Below are 9,300 nucleotides of genomic sequence, written 5' to 3'. Positions count from 1 at the left end.
AGGCCCTTGCGGCGTAGTCGCTATTTATTCAGTCCAAGTTTCGGGGCGCAGTTCACAGGCACCTTTGTGGTGGTTTTTGTATTTGATCGCTCAGTTGAGGGAGTTTCGATGTTCTATATCCCGTTTTGGATTTGCATCTTTGCCGGCGCGGTCATTGATGCCCGAGAGCGACGGTTTCCCAATGAGCTTGCCGGCGCATGTGCCGTGGCGGCTTTTGCGGGCGTTTGGCTCGACAAGGGTGTTAACACAACGCTTGACCACGCAGGTCTTGCCGTCATCGTGTATCTTGCTCTCGTGCTGACTGAGTCCCTCTGGCGTCGTCTTCGCCAAACCTCGGGCATTGGCATGGGAGATGTCAAGGCGCTCTTCGCGCTTTGCACGCTCGATCCTATGGGTGGCATCGTGGCATTTGCTGCCTCGCTCCTGGCGCTTGCCATCACCTGCCTCATCACAAAATCGCGCTCCCTGCCATTGCTCCCGTTTTTGGTGCCGATTTTTGCCATAATCGAGGTCGTGGGCTGCACACTGTAACCGTTTGCGCGCCCTTTTTAAGGAGCATGCTATGGCAACCAATCAAGAGACAGCCGCCATCAAGGCGCGCATGGATCGCATTCCCGCGGCGTTGTCGCCCGAGCTGGTCGAACGTATCGCCGCCGACCGCGCCTCGGGTGTCGTTGATCCTTATCGATGCAACGATGACCAGGCCATCCGTCGTGTTGATCGAGCCGCAGACCAAGGCACACTCATGCGTCCGGCCTTTATGCGCGATGCCGAAAAGATTCTTCATCTGCCTGCGTACGCGCGATACGCCGGTAAAACACAGGTCTTCAGCTTTCGCAGCAACGACGACCTGTCGCGTCGTGGCCTTCACGTGCAGCTCGTCTCGCGTATCGCTCGCGATATCGGGCGCGCTCTGGGGCTCAATTGCGATCTGATCGAGGCGATTGGTCTGGGCCACGACTTGGGACACACGCCTTTCGGCCATGCCGGCGAGCGCTTCCTCAACGATATCTATCATGAGCGTACCGGCCGCTTCTTTTTCCATAACGTGCAGTCGGTCCGTGTGCTCGATGCCCTATATGGCCGCAATGTGTCGCTCCAGACGCTCGACGGCGTGTTGTGCCATAACGGCGAGTACGAGCAGCGCGAGTTTGAGCTCTCGGACATGGGCTCCTTTGACCAGTTCGACCGAACTGTCGAGGACTGCATTGCCACGGGCTATGGCGCCATTGAGCACCTGCGTCCCATGACGCTCGAAGGCTGCGTGGTTCGCATCTCGGATATCCTTGCCTATGTTGGACGCGATCGCCAAGACGCCATTGCGGCGGGCCTGCTGGCGCCCGACGCGTTTGACGATGGCCTGGGCGGGGCTTACAACAGCTGGATCCTTACGCATGCCTCCATCGATATCGTTGAGCACAGCTATGGCAAGCCGCGCATCGAGATGAGCGAGGACCTGTTTGAGGAAATCCGCCGTGCCAAGCGCGAGAACTACGAGAAGATCTATAGCAAGGGCGGCATCGAAGGCGACTCCGAGGCGGAGCTGCGCGAGGCCTTCGATAAACTTTATGATCGTTGCCTGCAGGATATAAACGAAGGCGATGAGTCCTCGTACATCTTTAAGCACCATATTTCTCGCATTGAGCAGCAGCTTTCCTACTACGATCGCGTCTATGCCTGGCAGGACGATAAAGATCAGACCGTAGTGGATTACATTTCGAGCATGACGGACGGCTATTTCTGCGAGCTGACGAGCAAGTTGTTCCCGGGGTTGAAGTTTCCGCACCGTACCTATATTAACGAACGGTAGTTCGTATATATTCGGTATACTGTTAGTGGAAAACGTTTTTGATTGATGCACGGGATGGCTATGGACGACCTTTTTTCTGCTTCGACGCGCGAGCGTTCCTTTCAGAATGCGCCGCTTGCGGTGCGCATGCGCCCCAATTCGCTCGATGAGTACGTGGGTCAGCAAAAGGCCGTCGGTAAGGGCTCATGGTTGCGTGCCGCGATCGAGCACGACGTGCTTTCGAGCGTGATTCTGTACGGGCCTGCCGGTACGGGTAAGACGACGCTGGCCCATATTATCGCCAACCATACCAAGAGCGAGTTTGTCGAGGTCAGCGCCGTCACGGGTACCGTGAAGGACCTGCGTCGCGTGATCGACGAGGCAAAGACTCGCCTGAATACGTATGACCGTCGTACCATCCTGTTTATCGACGAGATTCATCGCTTTTCGAAGTCACAACAGGATGCCTTACTGCATGCGGTTGAGAACCGTACCGTCATTATGATTGGTGCCACGACGGAGAACCCGTACTTTGAGGTCAATTCGGCGCTGCTTTCGCGTGGTCGTGTTGTGGAACTTGAACACCTTAAGGACGAGGACATTGCCACACTGATCGAGCGTGCGCTCGAGGCTCCGCATGGTCTGAACGGTAAGTTCTCGGCCGATGAGGATACGGTTAAGACCATTTGTACGCTGGCTGCGGGCGACGCTCGATCGGCGCTCACGACGCTCGAGCTTGCGAGCGAGATTGCCGTCACGCGTCCCGATACGGAAGGGACGCCAGCGCCGGCGGCGGGGGAGCGCTATCCCATCACCGTGGATGACGTTAAGATCGCCAACCCGCGTCGTGGTTTTTCGTACGACAAAAACGGCGACATGCACTACGACATTATCAGTGCGTTCATCAAGTCTATGCGCGGAAGCGACCCCGATGCCACGATCTATTGGCTCGCGCGTATGATTGACGCAGGGGAGGATCCTAAGTTTATCGCTCGCCGCATTATGATTCAGGCCTCGGAGGACGTCGGTAACGCCGATCCGCAGGCGCTTTTGGTGGCACATGCTGCGTTTAAATCCGCCGAGGTCATTGGCTATCCCGAATGTCGCATTAACCTGGCTCAGGCTGCGCTCTATGTGTGCTTGGCGCCAAAATCCAACGCGTGCGAGGCCTCGATCGATGCGGCGCTGGCCGATATCCATTCAAGTGGGCTGCGCGAAGTGCCGAGTTATCTGCGCGACCGTCATCGCCCGGGCAGCGACGAGTACGGTGTGTATAAGTATCCGCATGATTATCCCGAAGGCTGGGTTGATCAGCGCTATTTGCCCGAGGGACTGGAGCGCGGCGCGTTCTGGCAGCCTGCCGGTCGCGGCTGGGAAGAGTGGCGTGTGGAGCAAAGCGAGCGCGACCGTAGCGGCAACGCTCCCAAGTAGGTCATTGGCGCCTCGCGCATTCCCTTTGGGTAACTTTCCCCTTCTTTGGGGTACCATAAACAGCGTCTGTATTTCGATTCCTTTGGGAGGCTTGTATGAGTCCCATTCAAATCGCCTTGCTGCTGCTCGCCGTTGCCGGCGTGTGGGCTGTTATTGAGCTCGCGCTCACGCTGCGCAAGACCCGCACCGTCGTCGACTCGCTCGACAAGACGGTGAGCGACCTCAACAACACGCTCGCCGAGGCACAGCCCGTGGTGGCAAAGCTCGATGGCGCCGTTGATGAGCTTACGCCGGCACTTGCCCAGGTGGAGCCGCTCCTCAAGTCGAGCAAGACTGCCGTTGACGCCCTGACGTCCAACCTCGTTGAGGTTGAGGCGGTCGTTCGCGATATTTCCGAGGTCACGGGCAGCATGGCCGAGGCCAGTAATGCCGTGTCGAGCGTGACTGATTCTGCGGCCGGCGCCGTGCAGAAGCTCTTCAATAAGGTGAAGACTCCTGCAGCCGACGCCGATCGCAAGCTCGCCGCTGCCGCCGCCGAGGCCGAGCAGCCTACCGAGCGCGTTTTGATTGGTGAGGCTGAGGACGAGGCCGCCGATGGTGCGGATGCGGCTCAGAAGCCCGCAGCCAAGCCTGCTCAGTATTACACCTATACGCCCGCCGAGACCTCTGAGGAGTCCTGCGATGAGTAGCGAAGCAACCTGCCCTATCACGCTGACCGTTGCCGGTGACCCGCGTCTCGCTCGCCTTGTGCGCATGACGGCAGCCAACGTTGGTGCCCTGTGCTCTATGTCTGTCGATCGCATCGAGGACATCCGCATGGCTGCTGAGGAGGCTTTCATCTTTGGTTGCACCGCGGTCGACTGCGATGACATCACCATCAAATTCGATGTCGATGAGACCCACGTTGGCATGACTATTACCTTCGGCGACCAGTCTACGGTCGATGAAGACGACCAGGCTGCGGTGTATGCCGAGCTCATCCTCGCGAGCGTGTGCGACTCCTACGAAAAGACTGCGGCGCCCCTGACGCTTTCCCTCGACCTCAAGGCGGATATCTAATATGACCGAACGTTCCCGGAGCGGCAAGACCGCTTGGGACAAGGAGAAAACCCGCGAGCTGTTTCGTCGTTACAAGGAGACCGGTGATCCGGACGCCCGTGAGCAGCTCGTCATGTCCCATATGAACCTGGTAAGGTTTCTTGCCAACAAATTTAAGAATCGCGGCGAGCCGCTCGACGACCTCATGCAGGTCGGCTATCTGGGTTTGCTCAAGGCTATCGACCGCTTTGACCCTGAGCGCGGGCTCGAGTTCACAACGTTTGCGACACCCACTATCCTGGGTGAGATCAAACGCCATTTCCGCGACAAGGGCTGGAGCGTGCGCGTACCGCGTCGTCTGCAGGAGCTCTCGGCCAAGGTCAACCAGGCTACTGACAAACTTACCAACGAGCTGCAGCGTTCGCCCAAGGTTGAGGAGATCGCTGAGTACTTGGACGTGACGGTCGATGAGGTGCTGGAGGCCATGGAATCGTCTTCGGCCTATACCTCGGTGCCCATCGAGGCTCCTGGTGCGTCCGATTCCGATGATGCCCCCTCGATTCTCGACCGTTACGCCGACGACGACAACGAGCTCGACTTTACAGATGACCGCCTAGTGATTGAGGAAGCCATCCGTGATTTCTCGCCGCGCGAGCGCGAGGTGATCGAGCTGCGCTTTGTGAAGGGCATGACCCAGATCGAGATCGCCAAGAAGCTGGGTATTTCTCAGGTGCAGGTTTCGCGTCTGCTGCGCCGCACACTTAAGAAGATTCAGGACAAGATCGACCCCGACGGAGTGATGATTCGTTCATGAGTGAGCGCCCCCAACAAACCGATCGCGTGCTGCGCGACACCCGCATTCTGACGCTTCGCATTTGGGCTGTTGTCGGCTGCATTGTCATCGCCGCTGTCATCTTTAACCTTATGGGCATCCTGGCGCCGGTTATCGAGTTTCTCGCTGTTGGTTCCATCATTGCCTTTGTGATGTCCCCGATCACCAACTGGCTCGAGCACCATGGCGTGAATCGCGGCATCGGTTCGCTTATCGCGCTTATTGTTGTTGTTGCCGTGCTCGTCGGTGTCGTTTGCATCTTGTCGCCGATTCTCTTTGGTCAGATCATGGAAGTCCTGAGCCGCCTGCCCGAGCAGCTTCGTGTTGCGGGTGGCGACCTCAATGAGATGATCTCGCATGCCAAGACGCTCAACAACACGCCGCTCAAGGAGTATTTGGACGATAATCTTTCGTCGCTGGTTGCCGTGGCATCGAAGTATGTGTCTCAGATCGCTGCCGAGCTTGGCCGCGGTGTGTTCCCGCTCATCACTAATACGGCCTCGCAGTTGTTCGTGATCTTCCTTGGTCTGGTGCTTGCGTACTGGATGGCCTGCGACTACCCTCGCATGCACCACGAGGTCTGCACCATCATCGGTCAGGAGAAGGAGACCTCGTACCGCTTTATGGTCGCCATCCTTTCTCGCTCTGTCGGTGGCTACATGCGCGGTATGGTCGTGACGTCCATCTGCGGTGGTTTCCTCGCCTTTATCGGTTTTATGATCATCGGTCATCCGTATGCGGCGCTCATGGCTATCTTTACCGGCATCATGCATTTGGTTCCGGTCGTCGGTCCTTGGGTGAGCGCAGCAATCGCCACAGTGCTCGGTTTCATGTTCAGCCCCATGTTGGCGTTATGGACGCTCATCGTGACGATGGTGGCGCAAAACGTCACCGATAACGTGATTTCGCCTAAGGTCATGCAGAGCTCGGTGCAGGTGCATCCCATCATGAGCCTCACGGCGCTCGTTATTGGCTCGGCACTCATGGGTCCCATCGGCATGATTATTGCCATCCCGCTGTGTGCGGCCCTCAAGGGTATCTTCGTGTACTATTTTGAGAATGAGACCGGCCGCCAGCTTGTGGCCTATGACGGCGCCGTGTTTAAGGGCACACCGTACCGCGATGCCGATGGCAATCCGGTCGCCGCCTACGACGCGCTCGGCGACGACACTTTCATCTACGAGTCCGAGCTCATCGGCAACGAGACTGCGCCCGAGGCCAAGGCCATGCCCAAGCCCGAGCTCGATAATCCCTGGATCAAGCTCTCGGGTTTGCAACCCGATGCCACGGGCTTCTTCAAGAATCCCTTCGCCAAGGACGATGACTCCAACTCGGACGACACCAAAACCGGCATCGATGGCTCCATGGACGATGACGACAACTAGCGGGGTAATTCGGGTTAACATTCATACGCACTAACATGCAATTTCGCTGAAGGGCCGGCATTGTGCCGGCCCTCTTTTTTGCACTTGCGCGGTGGGATGGTAATATCGTTACGTTTGAACTGTTTCGATGTGAAACCGAGGAGATTCCCTCTATGAGTGCTGACTACCCGTCAATGACTACGGCCGAGATTCGCTCCAAGTTCCTCAACTTCTTTGAGGAGCGCGGTCTTAAGCTCTATCCTTCTTCGTCCCTCGTCCCCGACGATCCTTCGCTGCTGCTTGCCAACGCCGGCATGAACCAGTTTAAGGAGTACTACCAGGGCAAGAAGACCATGAAGGAGATTGGCGCGATCTCCTGCCAGAAGTGCGTCCGCACCAACGACATCGACTGCATCGGCGAGGACGGCCGTCACCTGTCGTTCTTTGAGATGCTCGGCGATTTCTCTTTTGGCGGCGTCTCCAAGGAGCAGGCTTGCGCATGGGCCTTTGAGCTCATCACCAAGGAGTTCAAGCTGCCGCTCGACCGCCTGTACTTTACCGTCTTTACCGAGGACGACGAGACCCACGACGTGTGGCGTTCTCTGGGCGTTGCCGAGGACCACATCTCCCGCCTGGGCGAGGACGACAACTTCTGGGCCGCTGGCCCCACCGGCCCCTGCGGTCCGTGCTCCGAGATCTACTTTGACATGGGCGAGGAGGTCGGCTGCGGCAGCCCCGACTGCAAGCCTGGCTGCGACTGCGACCGCTTCCTTGAGTTCTGGAACCTTGTGTTTACCCAGTACGACCGTCAGGAGGACGGCTCCATGCCGGAGCTGCCGCACCGCAACCTCGATACGGGCATGGGCCTGGAGCGCATGGCCGCCATCATGCAGCACAAGACCGCCAATTACGACGGCGACTTGATGCAGCATCTCATCAAGCTGGGCGAGGAGATCAGCGGCAAGACCTATGACGCCGATGATTACTCCGGCGCCAGCCGCTCGCTGCGCATCATCGCCGATCACTCCCGTGCCGTCGACTTTATGATTTCCGACGGCATCCTCCCCGGTAACGAGGGTCGCGAGTACGTCCTTCGCCGTCTGCTCCGCCGTGCCGTGTTCCACGGTCGCCTGCTGGGTATCGAGGGTGCCTTCCTGACCAAGTTCATCGACGAGGTCAACGCTCAGATGGGCGAGGCCTATCCTGAGCTGCTCAAGAACGTCGCGCTCGTCAAGGGTATCGTCGCCTCCGAGGAGGAGCGTTTCTCCACGACGCTCGACAACGGTCGCGTCTACCTGGATGAGGCCCTGGCAGCGCTTGCCGAGGGTGCTGTGCTTCCGGGCGATGTTGCCTTTAAGCTGCACGACACCTTTGGTTTCCCCATCGACCTGACCGTCGAGATCGCCGGCACCGCTGGCCACGATGTCGACATGGACGGCTTTACCGCCTGCATGGAGGACCAGAAGGCCCGCGCCCGCGCTAACGCAAAGGGCGATGCCTGGGGCAGCTTCAACGATGTGTGGGTCGAGCTTTCCGACAAGGTCGCAGCGACCGAGTTCGACGGCTATGACAACGATGTGATCGAGGGCGCCAAGGTTGTCGCCATCGTGCGCAACGGCGAGTCCGTCGAGTCCGCTGCCGCCGGCGAGGACGTCGAGGTCGTGCTCGACCGCACCCCGTTCTACGCCGAGATGGGTGGCCAGCAGGGCGATGCCGGAAAGCTTTCCGCCGAGGGCGTTGTTCTTACCGTTTCCGATACCAAGAACCACAACGGCCTGTATGCCCACGTCGCGCACGTTGCCGAGGGCACGCTGACCGTCGGTGCCGCTGTGACCGCCGCGCTCGACGCCGAGCGCCGTGGCTTCCTGCGCCGCAACCACACCGCCACGCACCTGCTCGACGCTGCCCTTAAGCAGGTCCTGGGCGAGCACGTCTCCCAGGCCGGCTCGCTGGTGACGCCCGAGCACCTGCGCTTTGACTTTACACACTTCGAGGCCCTGTCCTCCGAGCAGCTCAAGGCTGTCGAGGACCTGGTCAACCAGCAGATCTTCGCTTCCAAGCCGGTCGTGACCCGTGTCATGGGCATCGACGATGCTAAGGCTGCCGGCGCTGTCGCCCTGTTTGGCGAGAAGTATGGCGACGTCGTCCGCGTTGTCTCCGTGGGCGCTGAGGACCAGCCGTTCTCCCGCGAACTCTGCGGTGGCACACACGCTGCCAACACCGCCGAGATCGGCCTGTTCAAGATCATTTCCGAGTCCTCCACGGGCTCCAATGTCCGCCGTATCGAGGCCGTGACCTCTAAGGGTGCCCTCGACTATATGGCCGACCGCCTGGCACTCGTTGACGCCGCTGCTACTGCGCTCAAGTGCCGCGTCGACGAGGTTCCCGCTCGCGTGGAGAACCTGCAGGCCGAGCTGCGCGAGACGTCCAATAAGCTCAAGAAGGCTCTGACCGGTGGCTCCTCCGACGCCATCTCCAGCGCCATCGAGGGCGCCGTCGAGCTGAATGGCTACAAGCTCGTTGTTGCTGAGCTTCAGGGTCTCGAGGCCGCTGACCTGCGCAACGTTTGGGATACCGTGCACCAGAAGGTCGCCGGCCCTGTCGCCTGCGTTGTTGCCAGCGTGACTGAGAAGGGCACTCCGGCCCTGCTCGCTGCCGGCTCCGATGACGCCGTCAAGGCCGGTTTCCACGCCGGTAACGTGATCAAGCAGATCGCGGGTCTGGTCGACGGTCGCGGTGGCGGTCGTCCCAACATGGCCCAGGCCGGTGGCAAGAACGCTGCCGGCATCGCCGATGCCCTCGCGGCCGCTAAGACCGCGCTCGGCGCCTAAGAATCTAAGAAGTCG

The 9,300-nt window shown here is 59.3% G+C and carries 8 protein-coding genes; all 8 read left to right on the top strand.

What is annotated here, in order from left to right; translation table 11 throughout:
* Positions 1-108 precede the first annotated feature (108 nt).
* Entirely contained in the window at positions 109-531 is a 423-nt protein-coding gene (locus tag GPK42_RS01035; RefSeq protein ID WP_215692891.1) for a prepilin peptidase, read from the top strand.
* Positions 532-562: 31 nt separating this feature from the next.
* A complete protein-coding gene (locus GPK42_RS01030; protein ID WP_215692889.1) occupies positions 563-1,810 on the top strand; it encodes a deoxyguanosinetriphosphate triphosphohydrolase family protein in 1,248 nt (415 codons plus the stop codon).
* Between the two features lie 60 nt (positions 1,811-1,870).
* On the top strand, positions 1,871-3,220 hold the full coding sequence (locus GPK42_RS01025; protein WP_215692887.1) for a replication-associated recombination protein A: 1,350 nt from the start codon (positions 1,871-1,873) through the stop codon (positions 3,218-3,220).
* Between the two features lie 95 nt (positions 3,221-3,315).
* Entirely contained in the window at positions 3,316-3,909 is a 594-nt protein-coding gene (locus tag GPK42_RS01020; RefSeq protein WP_215692885.1) for a hypothetical protein, read from the top strand.
* Positions 3,902-4,279, top strand: a complete 378-nt coding sequence (locus GPK42_RS01015) for an ATP-binding protein (protein WP_215692883.1) — start codon at positions 3,902-3,904, stop codon at positions 4,277-4,279. The genes GPK42_RS01020 and GPK42_RS01015 overlap by 8 nt, the downstream gene beginning before the upstream one ends.
* Position 4,280: 1 nt before the next feature.
* Positions 4,281-5,072, top strand: a complete 792-nt coding sequence (locus GPK42_RS01010; RefSeq protein WP_022094589.1) for an RNA polymerase sigma factor SigF — start codon at positions 4,281-4,283, stop codon at positions 5,070-5,072.
* Positions 5,069-6,475: an AI-2E family transporter gene (locus tag GPK42_RS01005; RefSeq protein WP_215692881.1), complete on the top strand. Its 1,407-nt coding sequence runs from the start codon at positions 5,069-5,071 to the stop codon at positions 6,473-6,475. Before GPK42_RS01010 ends, GPK42_RS01005 begins: the two co-directional genes overlap by 4 nt.
* Before the next feature lie 152 nt (positions 6,476-6,627).
* Positions 6,628-9,285: an alanine--tRNA ligase gene (gene alaS / locus GPK42_RS01000; protein ID WP_215692879.1), complete on the top strand. Its 2,658-nt coding sequence runs from the start codon at positions 6,628-6,630 to the stop codon at positions 9,283-9,285.
* Positions 9,286-9,300: the final 15 nt, after the last annotated feature.

Origin of the sequence: Collinsella aerofaciens (assembly GCF_018785265.1) — a bacterium.
Classification (GTDB): Bacteria; Actinomycetota; Coriobacteriia; order Coriobacteriales; family Coriobacteriaceae; genus Collinsella; species Collinsella aerofaciens_AI.
The sequence above is the reverse complement of the archived record's forward strand: the minus strand, read 5'-3'. Positions and strand labels throughout refer to the sequence as shown.

Excerpts from the sequence above, each read along its gene's own strand:
- GPK42_RS01010 (WP_022094589.1), top strand. The coding sequence starts at position 4,281 with ATGACCGAACGTTCCCGGAGCGGCAAGACCGCTTGGGACAAGGAGAAA.
- GPK42_RS01025 (WP_215692887.1), top strand. The coding sequence starts at position 1,871 with ATGGACGACCTTTTTTCTGCTTCGACGCGCGAGCGTTCCTTTCAGAAT.
- GPK42_RS01005 (WP_215692881.1), top strand. The coding sequence starts at position 5,069 with ATGAGTGAGCGCCCCCAACAAACCGATCGCGTGCTGCGCGACACCCGC.
- GPK42_RS01020 (WP_215692885.1), top strand. The coding sequence starts at position 3,316 with ATGAGTCCCATTCAAATCGCCTTGCTGCTGCTCGCCGTTGCCGGCGTG.
- GPK42_RS01030 (WP_215692889.1), top strand. The coding sequence starts at position 563 with ATGGCAACCAATCAAGAGACAGCCGCCATCAAGGCGCGCATGGATCGC.
- alaS (WP_215692879.1), top strand. The coding sequence starts at position 6,628 with ATGAGTGCTGACTACCCGTCAATGACTACGGCCGAGATTCGCTCCAAG.
- GPK42_RS01015 (WP_215692883.1), top strand. The coding sequence starts at position 3,902 with ATGAGTAGCGAAGCAACCTGCCCTATCACGCTGACCGTTGCCGGTGAC.
- GPK42_RS01035 (WP_215692891.1), top strand. The coding sequence starts at position 109 with ATGTTCTATATCCCGTTTTGGATTTGCATCTTTGCCGGCGCGGTCATT.